The sequence below is a fragment of the Shewanella sp. Actino-trap-3 genome (genome assembly GCF_002836275.1).
GTDB lineage: Bacteria > Pseudomonadota > Gammaproteobacteria > Enterobacterales > Shewanellaceae > Shewanella > Shewanella psychromarinicola.
The window spans coordinates 2,056,255-2,074,121 of record NZ_PJCE01000001.1 but is presented as its reverse complement, the minus strand read 5'-3'; the positions used below and the strand labels follow the sequence as shown (position 1 = coordinate 2,074,121).

The 17,867-nt window shown below is 42.1% G+C and carries 13 protein-coding genes and 2 tRNA genes; 14 read left to right on the top strand and 1 reads right to left on the bottom strand.

Annotated elements, in window-relative coordinates:
- Nucleotides 1–22 precede the first annotated feature (22 nt).
- From glmM to rpsO, 11 genes are all read left to right on the top strand, one after another.
- The gene (glmM, locus tag CXF80_RS08825) at nt 23–1,360 is read left to right on the top strand and encodes a phosphoglucosamine mutase (protein ID WP_101032520.1); all 1,338 of its coding nucleotides are present in this window, start codon (nt 23–25) and stop codon (nt 1,358–1,360) included.
- A gap of 138 nt (nt 1,361–1,498) precedes the next feature.
- Entirely contained in the window at nt 1,499–2,281 is a 783-nt protein-coding gene (tpiA, locus tag CXF80_RS08820; protein WP_101032519.1) for a triose-phosphate isomerase, read from the top strand.
- Nucleotides 2,282–2,285: 4 nt separating this feature from the next.
- Complete coding sequence (gene secG / locus CXF80_RS08815) at nt 2,286–2,621, top strand: preprotein translocase subunit SecG (RefSeq protein ID WP_101032518.1); 336 nt, start codon at nt 2,286–2,288, stop codon at nt 2,619–2,621.
- Nucleotides 2,622–2,634: 13 nt separating this feature from the next.
- A tRNA-Leu gene (locus CXF80_RS08810) sits at nt 2,635–2,721 on the top strand.
- A gap of 81 nt (nt 2,722–2,802) precedes the next feature.
- Nucleotides 2,803–2,878 (top strand) — tRNA-Met (locus CXF80_RS08805).
- 170 nt (nt 2,879–3,048) lie between these two features.
- The gene (gene rimP, locus CXF80_RS08800) at nt 3,049–3,504 is read left to right on the top strand and encodes a ribosome maturation factor RimP (RefSeq protein WP_101032517.1); all 456 of its coding nucleotides are present in this window, start codon (nt 3,049–3,051) and stop codon (nt 3,502–3,504) included.
- Nucleotides 3,505–3,535: 31 nt separating this feature from the next.
- Nucleotides 3,536–5,035, top strand: a complete 1,500-nt coding sequence (nusA, locus tag CXF80_RS08795; RefSeq protein WP_101032516.1) for a transcription termination factor NusA — start codon at nt 3,536–3,538, stop codon at nt 5,033–5,035.
- Nucleotides 5,036–5,060: 25 nt separating this feature from the next.
- Nucleotides 5,061–7,706, top strand: coding sequence for a translation initiation factor IF-2 (gene infB, locus CXF80_RS08790; RefSeq protein ID WP_101032515.1), 2,646 nt, complete (start codon nt 5,061–5,063; stop codon nt 7,704–7,706).
- A gap of 66 nt (nt 7,707–7,772) precedes the next feature.
- Nucleotides 7,773–8,261: a 30S ribosome-binding factor RbfA gene (gene rbfA, locus CXF80_RS08785; RefSeq protein WP_232772070.1), complete on the top strand. Its 489-nt coding sequence runs from the start codon at nt 7,773–7,775 to the stop codon at nt 8,259–8,261.
- On the top strand, nt 8,261–9,214 hold the full coding sequence (gene truB / locus CXF80_RS08780; protein ID WP_101032514.1) for a tRNA pseudouridine(55) synthase TruB: 954 nt from the start codon (nt 8,261–8,263) through the stop codon (nt 9,212–9,214). The genes rbfA and truB overlap by 1 nt, the downstream gene beginning before the upstream one ends.
- A 141-nt stretch (nt 9,215–9,355) precedes the next feature.
- Nucleotides 9,356–9,625, top strand: coding sequence for a 30S ribosomal protein S15 (gene rpsO, locus CXF80_RS08775; protein WP_101032513.1), 270 nt, complete (start codon nt 9,356–9,358; stop codon nt 9,623–9,625).
- A 987-nt stretch (nt 9,626–10,612) separates the two neighbouring features.
- Here rpsO and CXF80_RS08770 read toward each other — a convergent pair.
- Nucleotides 10,613–12,649 carry a putative bifunctional diguanylate cyclase/phosphodiesterase gene (locus CXF80_RS08770; protein WP_101032512.1) on the bottom strand — a complete coding sequence of 679 codons (2,037 nt, stop codon included), beginning with the start codon at nt 12,647–12,649 and terminating at the stop codon, nt 10,613–10,615.
- 395 nt (nt 12,650–13,044) lie between these two features.
- On the opposite strand from CXF80_RS08770, the gene pnp reads away from it, so the two are divergent.
- The 3 genes from pnp to prfC all read left to right on the top strand — a co-directional run bounded on the left by pnp (nt 13,045) and on the right by prfC (nt 17,856).
- Nucleotides 13,045–15,141: a polyribonucleotide nucleotidyltransferase gene (gene pnp, locus CXF80_RS08765; RefSeq protein ID WP_101032511.1), complete on the top strand. Its 2,097-nt coding sequence runs from the start codon at nt 13,045–13,047 to the stop codon at nt 15,139–15,141.
- A gap of 146 nt (nt 15,142–15,287) precedes the next feature.
- On the top strand, nt 15,288–16,199 hold the full coding sequence (gene nlpI, locus CXF80_RS08760; RefSeq protein ID WP_101032510.1) for a lipoprotein NlpI: 912 nt from the start codon (nt 15,288–15,290) through the stop codon (nt 16,197–16,199).
- A gap of 76 nt (nt 16,200–16,275) precedes the next feature.
- Nucleotides 16,276–17,856 carry a peptide chain release factor 3 gene (gene prfC / locus CXF80_RS08755; protein WP_101032509.1) on the top strand — a complete coding sequence of 527 codons (1,581 nt, stop codon included), beginning with the start codon at nt 16,276–16,278 and terminating at the stop codon, nt 17,854–17,856.
- Nucleotides 17,857–17,867 lie beyond the last annotated feature (11 nt).

Here is a 17,867-nt window from a genome sequence, read left to right as displayed (position 1 = left end):
CAAATCACTTAAGTGGGGACCTGTGAAGCAAAGAAAGTTTTTTGGAACCGATGGTATTCGCGGCAGAGTAGGGGCGGGTAAAATGACCCCTGAGCTGGCATTGAAGCTCGGTTGGGCTGCAGGGCGGGTATTGTCTCGCAATGGCACCCAAAAAGTGATTATTGGTAAAGACACCCGCATTTCCGGCTACTTGTTTGAATCGGCTTTAGAGGCTGGATTGTCAGCTGCGGGACTCAACGTTTTGTTACTGGGTCCAATGCCTACCCCCGCGGTTGCTTATTTAACTCGCACATTTCGCGCGGAAGCTGGCGTGGTGATCAGTGCGTCACATAATCCATATTATGATAACGGTATCAAGTTTTTCTCAAACAATGGCAGTAAACTAGATGATGCCATTGAGCTAGAAATAGAGGCTGAACTTGAAAAGCCGTTAGTGTGTGTTGAATCTCATTTATTAGGCAAGGCTCGAAGAGTTGAAGATGCTGCAGGGCGTTATATTGAATATTGCAAAGGGAATTTTCCAGCGGATCAAACACTTGAAGGTTTGAAAATTGTTGTTGATTGTGCACATGGTGCAACCTACCACATAGCTCCTAATGTATTTCGTGAATTGGGTGCTGATGTGATTGCTATTGGCGATAAGCCAAACGGCATAAACATCAATGACAAAGTCGGCGCAACCTCTATGGCTAAAATTTGTGAAACGGTATTAGCCGAAAAAGCGGATTTAGGTATCGCATTAGATGGTGATGGCGATCGCATTATGATGGTAAATAGCCGCGGTGACGTGATTGATGGTGATCAAATCTTATATATTTTAGCGGTAGATGCTCAAAAACGTGGTATTTTAAAAGGCGGTGTAGTGGGCACGTTAATGTCTAACCTAGGGTTAGATTTAGCATTACAAGCGCTTGATATTCCTTTTGTTCGCTCAAAGGTCGGTGACCGCTATGTCATGGAAATACTCAAAGAGAAACAGTGGCGTATCGGAGGTGAAAACTCTGGCCATATTCTTAATCTCGATCATGGCACCACCGGTGATGGCATTGTTGCAGGTATTCTAGTGTTAGCTGCAATGCGACGTCAAAAAGCATCACTTGAACAATTGACTGAATCAATAAAGATGTTGCCGCAGGTATTGGTAAATGTCCGTTTTGAAGGAAACTCAAACCCGCTGGATACTGATGCTGTGAGATCAGCGCAAGCTGATGTTGAGCAACAATTAGGTATTCGTGGGCGAGTATTATTGCGAAAGTCGGGAACAGAACCGTTAATCAGGGTTATGGTTGAGGGGGATGACCATCCGCAAGTGCTTGCACATGCAAACCGTATTGCTGACGCGGTAAAGGCAGCATGTTAATTATTTGAATATTCAATTTGTTGTTGCTCGCTCAAAAAGTAGCCGCTTCGACAGCTTATGTGAAATATTCCCCTTTTAGCTCTTGTAACTTGATAAGTGGTTCGCTATTATTCACGCCGCTTTCAGAGGAGACAGTGAATGGCACTCAGACGTCCTATGGTCGCTGGTAACTGGAAAATGAATGGTAATTCGGCCTTGGCCCAAGAGCTATTTAAGAAGTTTGCTACCAAGCTCCAAAATGATTCAGCTGAAGTGGTTTTATGCCCGCCTTCAATTTATCTTGAAAGTGTTCGGCAGCTGCTTGAAGCCAATAAGCAAACCTTAGACGGAGCGCTTGTTAGAATGGGCGCACAAAATCTTAGTCATCATGATTTTGGTGCTTACACCGGCGAAATATCCGGGCAGATGCTAAAAGATTCTGGATGTCGATATGTCATTATCGGCCATTCCGAACGTCGCCGTATGTACGGAGAGACGAGTAATATAGTGGCAGAGAAATTTGCCGCAGCACAAAAAAATGGTCTGACACCGATTTTATGTGTAGGTGAATCAGGACCGGCTCGTGAAGCAAGACGTACCTTTGAGGTGATTGCCGAAGAGCTTGATATAGTAATTGAAAAAAACGGTACCATGGCTTTTGATAACGCAATTATCGCCTACGAACCTTTATGGGCAGTAGGGACAGGTAAGAGCGCTACACCAGAGCAGGCACAAGAAGTACATGCGTTTATTCGCAGTCGCCTCTCTGAAGTGTCTCCTTTTATAGGAGAGAATATCAGGATTCTTTACGGTGGTAGTGTCACCCCAAGCAATGCGGCAGATATATTTGCCCAGCCTGATGTTGATGGTGGTCTGATTGGCGGTGCAAGTTTGAACTCAAGTGAGTTTTTAAGTTTATGTACCATAGCGATGAGCGCATAATTATATGTACGAAGTTCTTATAGTTGTATACTTGGTGGTAGCGTTAGGTCTTATCGGCTTAATTTTAATCCAACAAGGAAAGGGTGCCGATATGGGTGCATCTTTCGGAGCCGGTGCTTCAGGCACATTATTTGGCTCAAGTGGCTCAGGTAACTTCCTGACTCGCAGTACTGCAGTATTAGCCATTGGTTTCTTTGCATTGAGTTTAGTGATTGGTAATTTAAGTGCTAATCACACTCAAGAAAATGATCAGTGGCAAGATTTAGGTCCAGCAGCAGAGCAAATCATTGATGATGCGCCTGTGCAAACCGAACAGTCAGAAACGAAAATTCCTGACTAGTATACCAGGTGTCGCCGAGGTGGTGGAATTGGTAGACGCGCAGCCTTGAGGTGGCTGTGTCTTAACGGACGTGCGGGTTCAAGTCCCGCTCTCGGCACCAAATTTAAACTAACAAATCATGGATAGCGTTTGATTAGTTATTGCAAGATATAGAGTAAATCAATATACTTGCATGAGTTGACGCGGGGTGGAGCAGTTGGTAGCTCGTCGGGCTCATAACCCGAAGGTCGTCGGTTCAAATCCGGCCCCCGCAACCAGCTCCTTGTGATTTAACTTCTTGAGAAGATAAATTACAATTTACAGGTTTTATAATAAAATGACCTCGTGATTACGGGGTTTTTTGTTATATAGACTTTTAAATGTCCGTGTTTTATACGGATTGCAATGGGGGCTACTAGCCCTTTTTCTGTTTTTTTGGGGGTCATTTTTGGCAACAATAGAATCCAAGCTAGTTGAAATGTTAACAGTACCTGTTGAAGCGTTAGGCTTTAAACTATGGGGCATTGAGTATATTCAAGCTGGTCGTCATTCAATATTACGTGTTTTTATTGAGCACGAGAATGGCATCAATATTGAAGATTGTGCAGAAGCCAGTCGTCAAGTTAGCGCAGTTATGGATGTTGAAGACCCTATTTCTACAGAATATACATTAGAAGTCTCTTCACCTGGCGTAGATAGACCCTTATTTACCGCTGAGCAATATGCGGCCTATGTAGGTGAAGATGCAAAAGTACAATTGACTATGCCTGTTGCCGGTAGTCGTAATTTAAAAGGCGTCATCAATAGCGTTGATGGGCAAATGCTCACCATCACCGTTGATGGTAAAGACTTGATTGTTGCTTTGGATAATATCCGTAAAGGCAGCATTATCGCTAAGTTTTGATAGTTTCAGGTGAAGAACGAGGCAAGACCAAATGAATAAAGAGATCCTGCTAGTCGCAGAAGCGGTTTCCAATGAGAAAGGCCTTCCGCGCGAGAAAATTTTCGAAGCGCTAGAAATTGCACTGGCTACCGCAACAAAGAAAAAATACGAAGGCGATATTGAAGTTCGTGTAGCCATTGATCGTAAAACAGGCCATTACGACACCTTCCGTCGTTGGTTGGTTGTTGATGATCAAGGTCAAGTTCTGGAAAATCCATACAGCGAAATTACGTTTGAAGCCGCTCGTTATGAAGAACCAGAGATTCAAGTGGGTGAGTTTATCGAAGATCAAATTGACTCAGTTGCATTTGACCGCATCGCCACTCAAACCGCTAAACAAGTTATCGTGCAAAAAGTACGTGAAGCTGAACGTGCACAAATTGTTGAACAATTTATTGAGCGTGAAGGTGAAATTGTTACCGGCGTGGTGAAGAAAAGTACACGAGAAAGTGTGGTTGTCGATTTAGGTAACAATGCCGATGGTGTGTTATTTAAAGAAGATTTAATCAGCCGTGAATCTTTCCGTCCTGGTGACCGTGTACGTGCATTATTGTACTCAGTACGTCCAGAGGCCCGTGGCGCGCAGTTGTTTTTAACTCGCAGTAAGCCTGAAATGTTAATTGAGCTATTTCGGGTTGAAGTGCCAGAGATTTATGACGAGTTGATCGAAGTCATGGGTGCTGCTCGTGATCCAGGTGCTCGTGCTAAAATCGCGGTTAAATCAAATGACCGTCGCATTGACCCTATAGGTGCTTGTGTTGGTATGCGTGGTGCACGTGTGCAAGCCGTATCAAACGAATTAGGCGGCGAGCGAGTGGATATTGTGATGTGGGATGATAATCCGGCACAATATGTGATCAATGCCATGGCGCCAGCTGATGTAGCATCTATCATTGTGGATGAAGATAACCATTCGATGGATATTGCTGTAGAAGCTGACAGTTTGGCACAGGCTATTGGCCGTAATGGTCAAAACGTACGTTTAGCGACTCAACTTACTGGTTGGGAACTAAACGTAATGACCGTTGAAGACCTGAACAAAAAACACCAAGCCGAAAGTGCGAAAGTGATTGACTTGTTTGTGGATTATCTGGATGTAGATAAAGATTTTGCAGCCGTTTTGGCTGATGAGGGATTCACTTCGTTAGAAGAAGTTGCTTATGTTCCAGAATCTGAACTATTAGCAATAGAAGGTTTCGACGAAGGAATCGTTGAAGCATTACGTGAACGTGCAAAGGCGGCAATCTCGACAAGAGCATTAGCGTCTGAAGAAGCGTTAGATGGTGCAGAGCCAAGTGATGACTTACTAGCATTGGAAGGATTAGAAAGACATTTAGCTTACGTTCTTGCGAGCAAAGGTGTAGTGACTTTAGAAAACTTGGCCGAGCAAGGTATTGACGATTTAATTGATATTGAAGAATTAACAGAAGAAAAAGCAGGTGAGCTCATCATGGCTGCCCGCAATATCTGTTGGTTTGGCGAAGAAGCATAAGTCGATCAACAGGGGGATTTAATTGATGGCAGATACAAGCGTAGAAAAATTAGCAGTGGAAGTGGGAAAATCGGTCGATCGATTAATCGAGCAATTCTCACAAGCTGGTATAAGCAAAAAACAACTCGATACTGTTTCAGAAAACGAGAAGCAGAAGCTTCTTGATTATCTAAAAAAACAGCATGGTGCAGATTCAGTTCCGACTAAAATGACATTGCAGCGTAAAACATTGTCTACCTTAAGTGTTGCAAGCACTGGCGGTCAGTCAAAAGACGTGAAAGTAGAAGTGCGCAAGAAACGTACTTTTGTTAAACGTGAAGATGCAGAATTAGCAAAACAAGCTGAATTAGAAGCTCAAGCAAAAGCCAAAGCAGAAGCTGAAGCCCAAGCAAAAGCCGAAGCTGAAGCAAAAGTAGCGGCAGAAGCGAAAGCTAATGCAGAAGCGAAGAAAAAAGCGGAAGCAGAAGCCAAATTGAAATCAGAAAAAGTAAAATCTGAACCTAAAGTAACTAAAGTTGCTGACCCAGAAACTGCAGCAGCAAAAGTTGAAGCGGATCGTTTAAAAGCGACTCAAGACGCTGTGCTTACTCAAAAGCAAAAAGATGAAGCCGCGAAAGCTGCTGAAACAGCACGTCAACTTGCTGAGGTAAATTCAAAGCGTTGGGCTGAAGAAGAACGTCAACGTTTAGATGCTGAAAAGAACGGTGATCATCACATCACAACATCTCAAGTTGCTCGTGCAGCAGAAGACAGTTCAGATGCTGATGATGAAAAACGTGGTCGTCGTGCTCGCAATAAAAGCGCCAATAAAAAACGTGGCGGAAAAGATGCTCGTGGCGGACGCGAAAAACACATGCGTAATCGCAGTACTGCACCAGAATCTATGGCACACGGTTTTAATAAACCCGCTGCAGCTGTCAGTCGTGACGTGCGTATTGGTGAAACCGTAACCGTATCCGAATTAGCTCACTTAATGGCAATTAAAGCCACTGTGATCATCAAGCAAATGATGAAAATGGGTACAATGGTAACGATTAACCAAGTACTTGACCAAGAAACTGCACAAATGATTGCAGAAGAATTAGGTCATAAAGTGGTTCTTATTCGTGAAAATGAACTTGAACATCAAGTTATGCAAGATCGCGATGACAATATCCAGCTAGAATCACGTGCGCCAGTTGTTACTATCATGGGTCACGTTGACCACGGTAAAACGTCGTTACTGGATTATATCCGTCGTGCGAAAGTGGCGGCTGGCGAAGCCGGTGGTATTACCCAGCATATTGGTGCATACCACGTTCAAACTGAAAACGGCATGATCACCTTCCTTGATACTCCTGGTCACGCGGCGTTTACGTCAATGCGTGCTCGTGGTGCTAAGGCGACCGATATTGTTATTTTGGTTGTTGCTGCCGATGATGGCGTAATGCCACAAACGATTGAAGCGATTCAACATGCTAAAGCGGGTAATGTACCGTTAATCGTTGCTGTTAACAAAATGGATAAGCCAGATGCTGATCCTGATCGTGTTAAGAGTGAATTGTCTCAACATGGCATCATGTCAGACGATTGGGGTGGAGATAACATGTTCGTTCATGTATCAGCTAAAACTGGTATGGGCGTTGACGAATTGTTAGAAGGTATTTTACTTCAATCTGAAGTATTAGAACTTAAATCGGTCCGTGATGGAATGGCGGCGGGTGTGGTTATCGAATCGCAACTTGATAAAGGTCGTGGCCCAGTGGCAACTATCTTGGTTCAAGAAGGTACGTTGCGCCAAGGTGATATCGTTTTATGTGGTTTAGAGTACGGTAAAATCCGTGCGATGAAAGACGAAAATGGTAATGCTATCACTGAAGCGGGTCCATCTATTCCAGTAGAGATCTTAGGTCTTTCTGGTGTGCCGTCAGCGGGTGATGAAGCGACAGTAGTACGTGATGAACGTAAAGCTCGCGAAGTTTCGTTGTATCGTCAAGGTAAATTCCGTGACATTAAGTTAGCGCGTCAGCAGAAGTCTAAGCTAGAAAACATGTTTGCCAACATGGAAGAAGGCGAAGTACAAGAACTGAATATCGTACTTAAAGCGGATGTTCAAGGTTCTCTTGAAGCTATTTGTGAATCTTTAGCTAAACTGTCTACTGATGAAGTTAAAGTGAACATTATTGCTCGAGGTGTCGGTGCATTAACTGAAACCGACGCAACATTAGCAGCCGCTTCAAATGCGATTCTTGTTGGTTTCAACGTCCGTGCAGATGCACAGGCTCGTAAGACCATTGAATCAGAAAGTGTTGATTTACGTTATTACAGCATCATCTACAACTTAATTGATGAAGTTCGAGCTGCAATGACAGGTATGTTAATACCTGAGTTCAGACAAGAAATTATCGGCCTTGCTCAAGTTCGTGAAGTCTTTAAGTCTCCTAAAATTGGCGCTATCGCTGGTTGTATGGTTACTGAAGGTATCGTTAAACGTAGCGCACCAATTCGTGTACTACGTGAAAACGTGGTTATCTTCGAAGGTGAACTTGAATCATTACGCCGCTTTAAAGACGATACTCCAGACGTCCGTAATGGTATGGAATGTGGTATCGGTGTCAAGAACTACAACGACGTCCGAGTGGGCGATCAAATTGAAGTTTTTGAAACAGTCGAAATTGCTCGCACCTTATAAGAACCAATGGAAGGGCGGCTTTAGCCGCCCTTTTTGATTGTAGACCTAACGATATGGCATATCATCATGGCAAAAGAATTTAGTCGTACACGCCGTATTGCACAACAACTCCAGCAAGAACTTGCAATGGTGTTGCAACGCGATATGAAAGATCCTCGCATTGGTTTTGTCACAGTAAACGACGTCGACGTCTCTCGTGATTTGAGTTATGCAAAAGTGTTTGTGACCTTCTATGAAGAAGACACTGAACTTGTCCAACAAAAAATTGATGCACTTACTGCTGCGGCACCTTATGTCCGTACTTTGGTTGCTGGGCGCATGAAATTACGCGTCATGCCTGAATTACGTTTTATCTATGATAGCTCACTGGTTGAAGGCATGCGTATGTCTAACCTAGTGACGCAAGTGATCAACAAAGATAAAGCCAAGCAGCAACAGTCTACTCCAGAAGCCTACGATAGCAGCGAGTCGGTTGACGGTGAAACGCAGCAACATTCTATTCCAGAAGTCTCTGAGAACAGCGAGTCTGTTGACGGTGACAAGGAGCAAGATTAATGGCTCGTCGCCCTAAAGGTCGCTTCATCGACGGAATCGTATTACTCGATAAAGATACTGGCATGAGTTCTAACTTTGCCCTGCAAAGAGTTAAGCGTCTTTTTAATGCCAATAAAGCGGGCCATACAGGTGCTTTAGACCCGTTAGCAACGGGTATGTTGCCTATTTGCCTTGGAGAAGCGACGAAGTTCTCTCAGCATTTATTAGAAGCGGATAAACGCTATCTCGTGACGGCTAAATTGGGTGAACGTACTGATACTAGTGACTCAGATGGGGAAGTCGTACAAACGCGCCCTATTAACATTACCCAAGAATTACTTGATGAGAAGCTTGCGTTTTTCCGAGGAACGACTCAACAAATACCGTCAATGTATTCGGCATTAAAATACCAAGGTCAACCTTTGTATAAATATGCCCGTGAGGGAATTGAAATTCCACGTGAGTCGCGGCCTATCACCGTATTTGAGCTAAACTTTATTAAGCTTGAAGGTGATGAATTAACGCTAGATATTCATTGTTCTAAAGGGACTTACATACGGACCATTATTGATGATTTAGGTGAAATGCTTGGATGTGGAGCACATGTTATTATGTTGCGTCGTACTCAAGTTGCCGAATACCCGTATGAAAAAATGGTTACCTTAGCACAATTAGAAGCGTTACTTGAGCAAGCTCATAGGCAAGATGTTGCGCCTAAGACCTTGATGGATCCGTTATTACTGCCAATGGATACCGCAGTGGCTAATTTCGCTGAAATTAATTTGCCACAAGCGATGCTGTATTACGTTATGCAAGGACAAGCGATTCAAGCTGCGGGTCTTAAACCTAATGAATTGGTTCGTATCACTATTGGCGATGAACGTCGGTTTGTTGGTATTGGTACCATGAATGATGATGGTTTATTAGCACCAAAACGCTTGATTGTGATACACGACAATGATCCAACAGAGTAGTCAGTTGGCTTTAAAGACTGCTTTACAGATAAATAATTGAATTTATATTGCGGTTAACCATCAATCTGGTTAAAATACTGCGCTCGCTCTGGCTGAGTTAGTGATCGGCTAGAGATACATTTACTTTTTTTGGAGATACACATGTCACTAAGTGCTGAAGCAAAAGCAAAAATTTTAGCTGATTTTGGTCGCGGCGAAAACGATTCAGGTTCAACTGAAGTTCAAGTAGCTTTGTTAACTGCTCAAATTAACCACCTTCAAGGTCACTTTAAAGAGCACATCCATGATCACCACTCTCGTCGTGGTTTATTACGCATGGTTAATGCACGCCGTAAGCTTTCTGCTTACTTAAAGCGTACTGACGTAGCTCGTTACACTGCTATGATCAAGAAGTTAGGTTTACGTCGTTAATTCGATGTCCTGCTTACGTTTGTAAGTAGATTAAACCGTAAAAAAGGAGGCTTTGGCCTCCTTTTTTATGGGTTAAAAAAAGCTTATCGCTTTGTTAAACCCCTCTAATAATCATTTTTCAGTCGTTTTTGCACTTATCGATACTTTGGTTTTTCTAATCTGTATTAATACAGTTCCCATAGATAGGGCCCAACACTTGCTCAGTAATCACTAAGGTTTGGATGTACAAATTGTGGTTGTTTCCTATAGATGTATTTCGTAAAGCATTACCAGCGTAGAACCCGATTTTACAGGGTATTGACTCGGTTTAATGCTGCCTTGTATTAGACTGCAAAGTGTCAGGCACTGTACGTTAACCTCTAGAACAGGATAATAAAAGGTAATCAAACTGTGCTTTGTGCCGCTATCTAGGTTGCATTGAATGGCAATAGACCCGCGATTAACCCAGCTATTACCCAGCTATTAACACGTGAAGTCGCTTTGTTCGCAACACAAATGACCATTTTGATATGAGACAGGTGAAATATTCAGACTTTAACCTATGTAACACATTTATTTATCCCTCCCGCTAATAACTCTGTGATTAACCTAAGTTGGAGGTAAGTTAAGCTATTATCAATAATAAATGACATTAATGGATATTAGGCCAGTGTATTGCGACTCACATTTTGCCTTCAAATACTTATCTTATTAGTGTCGTGGTGATCCTCCAGACTAGGTTACCCTAATCGCAACGGCTGTTAATCTCGATGTTTTATTACAATATAATTATATAAAAACAGCTTGCCCAAGCTCATGAGAGAGCAGATACCAAAATGAGTTTGTAGAGTATGGATATGAAAATAGCTATAGTTGGGACGTATTCAGTGTAACTGCAGTGATTTAAATTGAGATCAATCTCGAAGCTGTCTTAAGGCCAATCACTGTTAACTGTATCGTGACAATTAACAGTGATTACATCAGATTACTGTGGCTAATAAATTGCGTTTAAACATGCAATATTTTTGCGGTATTGCAGGCAATATATTTTTCTTCAAACTCTGCTAATGGCAGCGGCTGGCTGAAGTAAAAACCTTGGCCAATTTCACATTGATTGTCTTTGAGCCATTCAAGTTGTTGGATATTTTCAATACCTTCAGCAACAATGGTCAAATCAAGTTGACGGCCAAGCATTAAAATAGTCGACGCAATTGCGCTATCTTGTGGAAGATCACTCACAAATGCACGATCAATTTTCATTGTGGTAATCGGTAAGTGGCGCAAATATGACAATGAAGAATATCCGGTACCAAAGTCATCGACCGCAATGCCAAAGCCAGCTGATTTCAGCTGTTCTAACTTGGTAATAGCTTGCTCAACATCATTCATGAGTGACGTTTCTGTAATTTCTATTTCAAGCAATTCTGGACGTATTTGATAACGTATTGCCAATTGCTTAATATCAGGCACTAAACTAGCATCTGCAAATTGTTGTGATGCCACATTCACTGCAATGGGGATTTCATAATTGAATTTACGTTGCCAATCTCTAATGACTTTACAGCTTTGCTCTATGACCCATCGTCCGATAGGGATGATAATACCGGTTTCTTCCGCAACAGGGATAAACGACATCGGGCTGATTAAACGACCGTCTTTTTGCCAGCGAATAAGGGCTTCACATCCCACTACTTTATTGGTTTTTAGATCAAATTTAGGTTGAAAATACAATAAGAATTCGTTGTTTTTTAATGCATCGTGTAACGACGCTTCTGTGCGCAATCTCACCGCAGCGCGATCGGTCATTTGTTGCTTAAAGAAGGACCACTGATTCGATCCAGCCGCTTTAGCGCTGTACATTGCTATATCGGCATGACGAATTAAATCCTCTGCAGTGGTACCATCTTCAGGATATATCGATATGCCGATAGAAGCCGCTGGATGAATTGCATGTTCATTAAGTTGAATTGGAGTATTTAATTGAATAAGTAACTTATCAACAAAATCAGCTGCTTGTGAAGGGGTTTGGATTTCATCTGCTAAAATCACAAATTCATCACCGCCTAAACGAGCCACGCTGCCTCTATCACCAACCACTCTTTCTAAAATACGTGCAATACGCGCTAGGAATTGATCACCGATTGCATGGCCTAATGAATCATTTACATTTTTAAATCGATCTAAGTCAATAAAGAGTAACGCAAAATTGCGTTTATGAACGCGTGAACGCTGAATGGTGACATTCAATGTTTCTAATAATAATGTCCGGTTTGGTAACCCTGTGAGTGGATCTCGCGTAGCCATTTTGCGCAGCTTGTTCTGAGTTTGGCTGAACTGTAATAAAATTTGGTTAAATTTACTGGTTACTAGCCCTAATTCATCATCTTTATGTGCTTTTGACATGGGCAATAAGTTTTCATCGGGATAGTCAGGATCAATTTTATCGATGGCTTCACTAATGCGAGCGATGGGTTGAGTGAGAAAACGATGAAACACCACGGTTAATACCAGTGTGAGCAGTAATGCGCGAGCCAGAGTTGCAATTAACCCTAGTTGTAACTGGTTAAATAGTTTAGCGGTGAGTTTTTGTGTGTCGTAAAAAATCGTCAGCGTGCCAATCAGCTGCTGTTGTTTATTGTCTTCAAAATAGAATGGTCGATATAGCGGACGGGAGATCTCTTTTAGATCACCAAATAGACGATTACTTAACGAAATGTAGCTATTTGGGAACGCAGCGTATTGATTTGCCTCCGACACAAATAATGACCCATCATCAAGTTCAATCACCGCAGAACCAACATTATCTACTTTGATAATGCCTTCAAGTGTTTGGCTGGCAAGTTTATCATCTAAAGACCATACCGAATTGGTGGTAATTTGTTCGACAGAATTGAGCAGTTCTTGTTGTTCAGCAGTAAGTTGTTGTTTAGTCGTAATGACAACTAATGCAATTTCGACAATAAAGATGGCAATTGCAAAAAACAAAGCAGTAAAAACCACTAAATTAGTTTGTTTCCATGTAAGAGACTTAAAACGGGCCGTCATATATTATTCCATGTCATATAAGTGACTATTTCTAAATTAATTTTGTAGCTCAAAATGCTAAAATCAAAAAGATTTATATTCAATAAAAATCAATCGCATCGTGGCTAATGAATAGTTTAACCCCATACAAAATTAACATTATCAACTAAGACTTTAGTCAAATTCATCTGTCTTGTCATCAATAATCCAACCAAATATCGAACATCAGGCCACTTAGTAGAGATAATCTTAGCTTTATAGCATCTAAATCATTTTTTAATTCAATGATCTCACGTAGGAAAATGATTATTTTAACGATTTTTACGTTCTGTAACTCGCGTCTATTTAACTATTCAACCTAATTGAAGTATACTTGTGCGCGTAATTAAAGGTCATTAAATTAAGGAATGGGTCACGTGAATCCAATTGTAAAGAGTTTTGAGTATGGTCAACATACCGTCACCTTAGAAACAGGTGTTATGGCACGTCAAGCAGATGCTGCAGTTTTAGCAAGCATGGGCGATACCACAGTATTAGTTACTGTCGTTGGTAAAAAAATTGCGGACTTAAGCCGTAGCTTTTTCCCGCTAACGGTTAACTATCAAGAAAAAACCTATGCTGCAGGTAAAATTCCTGGCGGTTTCTTTAAGCGTGAAGGTCGTCCTTCAGAAGATGAAACTCTGATTGCACGTCTCATTGACCGTCCTATTCGTCCTTTATTTCCTAACGGTTTTAAAAACGAAGTTCAAGTTATCATCACTGTGGTATCGGTTGATCCACAAATCGAGCCAGATATTATTTCGATGATTGGTACCTCAGCCGCGTTAGCTATTTCTGGTATTCCTTTCAGCGGCCCAATAGGTGCTGCGCGTGTTGGTTATGTCGACGGCGAATATGTACTTAACCCATCGGTTGACCTGCTTGCAACAAGCTCGCTTAACTTAGTGGTTTCCGGTACTAAAGCAGCGGTACTTATGGTTGAATCTGAAGCAAAAGCGCTTGCAGAAGAAATCATGCTAGGTGCGGTAACTTACGGTCATGATCAACAGCAAGTTGTTGTTGATGCTATCAGTGAATTCAAAGCTGAAGCTGGTAAGCCAACATGGGATTGGACTGCACCCGTTCAAGATCAAGATTTAGTCGCTAAAATCAAAGAGCTTGCAGAAGCTGGCATGACAGACGCTTACCAAATTGAAGTCAAGCAAGACCGTTATATACAAGTCGGTATTGTTAAAGCGGCTGCGAAAGCGGCGTTAGTTGCAGAGAATCCAGATGTAGATTGTCGTGAAGTAGACACCCTACTTGGTAGCTTAGAGAAAAGTGTGGTCCGCGGACGTATTATTAGTGGTAAGCCACGTATCGATGGTCGCGAACCAGACATGATCCGCGCATTAAGTGTGTTAGCGGGTGTACTGCCACGTACTCACGGTAGCTCATTGTTTACTCGTGGTGAAACACAAGCACTAGTCACTTGTACTTTGGGTACTGAACGTGATGCTCAGAAGATTGATAGCATCATGGGCGAACGTACTAATCGCTTTATGCTTCACTATAACTTCCCTCCGTATTGTGTTGGTGAAACCGGTATGGTTGGTTCACCTAAGCGTCGTGAAATTGGTCATGGTAAGTTAGCATGGCGTGGTATGAATGCAGTGATGCCTTCTGCTGAAGAATTCCCATACAGCATTCGTGTTGTATCTGAAATCACTGAATCTAACGGTTCAAGCTCAATGGCTTCAGTATGTGGTACTTCATTAGCATTAATGGATGCGGGTGTACCAATCAAAAGTTCTGTTGCTGGTATTGCAATGGGTCTCGTTAAAGAAGGCGACGATTTCGTTGTACTTTCTGACATCTTAGGTGATGAAGATCACTTAGGTGACATGGATTTTAAAGTAGCCGGTACTCGTGATGGTATCACTGCATTGCAGATGGATATCAAAATCGAAGGTATCACCAAAGAAATCATGGATATCGCACTACAACAGGCTTATGGCGCACGCGTTCATATCCTAAACGTGATGGACCAAGCCATTGGTTCTCCTCGTGATGATATCTCTGCCCATGCTCCACGTATCACCACTATCAAGATCAACCCAGAGAAGATCCGTGATGTAATTGGTAAAGGCGGCGCGGTAATTCGTGCGCTAACCGAAGAAACGGGTACTACGATTGAGCTTGATGACAATGGTACTGTGAAAATAGCATCATCGAATGGCGAAGCAACGAAAGAAGCTATCCGTCGTATCGAAGAAATCACTGCTGAAGTTGAAGTGGGTCGCATCTACAACGGTAAAGTAATCCGTATTGTTGATTTCGGTGCATTTGTAAACATTCTTCCAGGTAAAGATGGTTTAGTACACATCTCTCAAATCAGTGATGAGCGCGTTGCAAATGTATCTGATCATTTAGAAATGAACCAAGAAGTTGCTGTAAAAGTAATGGAAGTGGATCGTCAAGGTCGTGTCAGACTGTCAATTAAAGAAGCTCAAGCGAAAGAAACTGCTGAGTAATCTAATTTAACGGTTTAACCACAAAAAAGGAGATCATTTGATCTCCTTTTTTTATGTGCTGAAAAATAATCTGTAATGTGCATGGCTCTTAGATTGCCAGATTGCTATGATGTTGAATATTAATAGAACCTGATAAGGTAAAGCGGATGGAATGTAAACTACGCACCACAATCGTTGCCGTTGTTGTGGGTGCAAGCATGTTGTTGTCAGGGTGTACTGCAACGTTAGGTTCAAATGATAATATTGCGGGACAGATGATTATCGCTCCTGTCATGCCAGACTATAAGTTGGAAGTGACGCTGGCAAAGCTAAATGAGATTTTGGCTACTATGGAGTTAACTGACGAGCAACGCGCACGTTTTCATTACGATCGTGGCGTCATTTATGACAGTGTCGGACTACGCTTACTGGGTAGAATTGATTTTCATCAGGCATTAAAATTACAACCCGATTTAGCTGATGCCTATAACTTTCTGGGCATTTACTACACTCAAGAAGGTGAGTTCGATAGTGCTTATGAAGCCTTTGATGGTGTATTAGAACTGTCACCTAATTATGATTACGCCTTTTTAAATCGCGGTATCGCATTATATTATGGCGAGCGCTACGAATTAGCGGTAGACGACATGAAAGTATTTTATGCGCGAGACCCTAGTGATGGTTACCGGGTTCTTTGGCTCTATTTGATGACTGCTGCGGTTGATAAAAATGCCGCTTTAGTGAATTTGGCGCAACAACGTGAACAGTTAAATGATGAAGATTGGTCTAGTATATTGGTTGATTTTTACATAGGTAACGTCAACCAAGAACAAGTATTTGCTGCTGCAAAAGTGGGCTTGTCTCAACCAAAAGAATATGCTGAACGCTTATGTGAAGCTTATTTCTACTTAGCTAAACATGCTGCTGCAAATGGCCAATATCAGCAAGCTGCTAATTTTTATCGTTTAACGTTAGCGACTAATATTTATGATTTTGTTGAGCATCGTTATGCGAGAATTGAATTAGCTAAAATGAAAAATATGATCCAACAGTCTACCCAAGTACCATTGAAAAGCTAAAAAACACTTTGCCTAGCCAATTCTGCCGATAGGCGGTATAATTTGCCCCATTTTTAGCGGCTAGTGCAAGGTTAACATGTCAGGCAATAACGTTGAGGTCGACAAGCGTCGTACTTTCGCCATCATTTCGCACCCCGATGCGGGTAAAACCACCATCACCGAAAAAGTACTTTTATTCGGAAACGCCTTACAAAAGGCCGGAACGGTAAAAGGCAAAAAGTCTGGTCAACATGCTAAATCTGATTGGATGGAAATGGAAAAAGATCGTGGTATTTCCATTACCACCTCTGTTATGCAGTTTCCTTACGGTGGCGCACTAATCAACTTACTTGATACTCCTGGTCACGAAGATTTCTCTGAAGACACTTATCGTACCCTAACGGCGGTCGATTCTTGTTTAATGGTGATTGATTCCGCTAAAGGTGTCGAAGATCGTACTATTAAATTAATGGATGTGACGCGTTTACGTGATACGCCGATTGTGACATTCATGAATAAATGTGACCGTGATATTCGTGAGCCCATTGAATTAATGGATGAAGTCGAAGCTATTTTAAAGATAGCTTGCGCACCTATCACTTGGCCTATTGGCTCTGGTAAAGAGTTTAAAGGCGTCTACCATATTTTGCGTGATGAAATTATTTTATACCAGAGTGGTATGGGTCACACTATTCAAGAAGAGCGTATTATCAAAGGATTACACAATCCTGAACTAGACAAAGTGCTTGGCTCTTATGCTGCTGAAATCCGTGAAGAAATGGAACTGGTTGCGGGTGCTTCACATGAGTTCAATCAAGAGGCCTTTCTAAAAGGCGAGCTTACGCCAGTGTATTTTGGTACCGCCTTAGGTAACTTCGGTGTAGATCATATTCTGGACGGTATGGTTGAATGGGCCCCCAAGCCGCTTCCTCGTGAAAGTGATGTCCGCAATGTCACTCCTGATGAAGAAAAATTCTCTGGTTTTATCTTCAAAATTCAAGCCAATATGGATCCAAAACACCGAGATCGTGTTGCTTTTATGCGTGTTTGCTCGGGTCGGTATGAGCAAGGTATGAAAATGCACCATGTTCGCATTGGTAAAGATGTCAATGTCAGTGATGCGTTGACCTTTATGGCTGGGGATCGTAGTCGTGCTGAAGCCGCTTATCCTGGTGACATTATTGGACTACATAATCATGGCACGATGCGAATTGGTGATACCTTTACCCAAGGCGAAAAATTACGTTTTACTGGTGTGCCTAACTTTGCCCCTGAAATGTTCCGTCGTATTCGATTAAAAGATCCTTTAAAACAGAAACAACTGCTTAAAGGGTTAGTTCAGTTATCTGAAGAAGGTGCTGTACAGGTCTTTAGACCCATTGACTCTAACGATCTCATTGTGGGAGCGGTTGGTGTACTCCAGTTTGAAGTGGTTGTTGGACGCTTAAAAAGTGAATATAACGTTGAAGCTATTTACGAAGGTATCAGTGTCAGTACCGCTCGTTGGGTGTATTGCAAAGACGAGCGTAAATTAGAAGAGTTTCAGCGTAAATGTAGTCAGTATTTAGCCCTCGATGGCGGAAATAACTTGACCTATATTGCGCCAACAATGGTGAATCTAAACTTATCCATGGAACGCTATCCTGACATTGAGTTCACTAAGACGCGTGAACACTAATTGTTAACATG

Excerpts from the sequence above, each read along its gene's own strand:
- tpiA (WP_101032519.1), top strand. The coding sequence starts at position 1,499 with ATGGCACTCAGACGTCCTATGGTCGCTGGTAACTGGAAAATGAATGGT.
- secG (WP_101032518.1), top strand. The coding sequence starts at position 2,286 with ATGTACGAAGTTCTTATAGTTGTATACTTGGTGGTAGCGTTAGGTCTT.
- nusA (WP_101032516.1), top strand. The coding sequence starts at position 3,536 with ATGAATAAAGAGATCCTGCTAGTCGCAGAAGCGGTTTCCAATGAGAAA.
- infB (WP_101032515.1), top strand. The coding sequence starts at position 5,061 with ATGGCAGATACAAGCGTAGAAAAATTAGCAGTGGAAGTGGGAAAATCG.
- rbfA (WP_232772070.1), top strand. The coding sequence starts at position 7,773 with ATGGCAAAAGAATTTAGTCGTACACGCCGTATTGCACAACAACTCCAG.
- truB (WP_101032514.1), top strand. The coding sequence starts at position 8,261 with ATGGCTCGTCGCCCTAAAGGTCGCTTCATCGACGGAATCGTATTACTC.
- rpsO (WP_101032513.1), top strand. The coding sequence starts at position 9,356 with ATGTCACTAAGTGCTGAAGCAAAAGCAAAAATTTTAGCTGATTTTGGT.
- CXF80_RS08770 (WP_101032512.1), bottom strand. The coding sequence starts at position 12,649 with ATGACGGCCCGTTTTAAGTCTCTTACATGGAAACAAACTAATTTAGTG.
- nlpI (WP_101032510.1), top strand. The coding sequence starts at position 15,288 with ATGGAATGTAAACTACGCACCACAATCGTTGCCGTTGTTGTGGGTGCA.
- prfC (WP_101032509.1), top strand. The coding sequence starts at position 16,276 with ATGTCAGGCAATAACGTTGAGGTCGACAAGCGTCGTACTTTCGCCATC.